Below are 1,366 nucleotides of genomic sequence, written 5' to 3'. Positions count from 1 at the left end.
AATGTCACTGTGAGTCTGGGGTGGTCCGGTTGATACTGGATGTGTTCGGTGCGGTGGGGTCTGACTCGCAATGTCACTGACGTCGTGAGACTGTCCTGCGCGTGATGTGTCGACCCTGCCGTATCGGACACCGAAAACACACGCGACCGTTCGGGCGGAGTGACCTGATAGGAGCCTGACCAACAAGTCCCGTCACAGTGTTGTCCGCCGTCCCGGCCGGGTGCGTGGCCACCGTCTGAAAGGGGATGACCTGTGTCCAGCATGACCGAAACACCGCCTACTGTCAGCCTCACCGTCTATGCCGGTGTCGACACCCACAAAGACACCCACCACGCGGCGATCGTCGATTCGGTGGGCCGGCAGATCGGTGACCGCGAGTTCGAGGCCACCGCGACCGGGCACCGTCGGCTACTCGCGTGGCTGATCAGCACCGGCATCGTCGCCCGTGTCGGTGTGGAAGGGACCGGAAGCTACGGGTGCGCCCTGACCACCGTGCTGAGGGAAGCCGGCCTGACCGTCGTCGATGTCGACCGCCCGGATCGACGCGCACGACGCCGCGGCAAATCCGACCCGATCGACGCCTACGCCGCCGCCACCGCGGCGTTGTCCGGCCGGGCCACCACCACACCCAAAACCCACGACGGTGCCGTCGAAGCAATTCGCTTCCTGCGCAACGCCCGACGCTCGGCGGTCAAAGCCCGCGCGGAGGCGGTCACCGCGTTGAAAGCGATGATCGTCACCGCTCCGGAACCGGTGCGTTCGCCCCTACGCGGGTTGACCGATGCGAAACTGCTGCGCACCTGCGCCCAAAAGCGGCCGGCCCCGATCACCCCCGGCGCCGTCACCGCCGCCGCCGTCACCGCCGCCGCCGTCACCTCGCTGCGCTCACTCGCCCGCCGCATCCTCGAGCTCACCGACGAGGAACGGGCGTTGACAAAGCAGATCCGCACCCTCGTCGCCCACACCGCACCCGAACTCCTCGACCGGGTCGGGGTCGGTCCCGAGACCGCCGCGCAGCTACTGACCACCTTCGGTGACAACCGGGACCGGATCGTCAGCGAAGCCGCATTCGCCAACCTGTGCGGCGTCGCCCCGATCCCGGCGTCGTCGGGTAAAACCCATCGCCACCGACTCAACCGAGGTGGCGACCGGCAAGCCAACCGAGCCCTCTACCTCATTGTGATCAACCGCATGACCCACGACGAACGCACCCGCAACTACGTGGCCCACCGCAGCACCCAACGCAAAACCAAACGCGAGATCATCCGCTGCCTCAAACGCGCCGTCGCCCGCGAGATCTACCAACTCCTGACCCACCCCAACCCCCAAAACACCCCTTGACGAAACATAGGAGCATCACACGTTC

The 1,366-nt window shown here is 66.3% G+C and carries 1 protein-coding gene; it reads left to right on the top strand.

The window, feature by feature from the left end; translation table 11 throughout:
* The first annotated feature begins 261 nt into the window (after window positions 1–261).
* A complete protein-coding gene (locus ACZI8Q_RS20645; protein ID WP_463375445.1) occupies window positions 262–1,341 on the top strand; it encodes an IS110 family RNA-guided transposase in 1,080 nt (359 codons plus the stop codon).
* Window positions 1,342–1,366: the final 25 nt, after the last annotated feature.

The sequence above is a fragment of the Rhodococcus quanlei genome, from assembly GCF_055231015.1.
This window is presented reverse-complemented; position numbering and strand designations above follow the sequence as displayed.

Bases quoted from the DNA above. Each gene is read 5' to 3' on its own strand.
- ACZI8Q_RS20645 (WP_463375445.1), top strand. From the start codon at position 262: ATGACCGAAACACCGCCTACTGTCAGCCTCACCGTCTATGCCGGTGTC.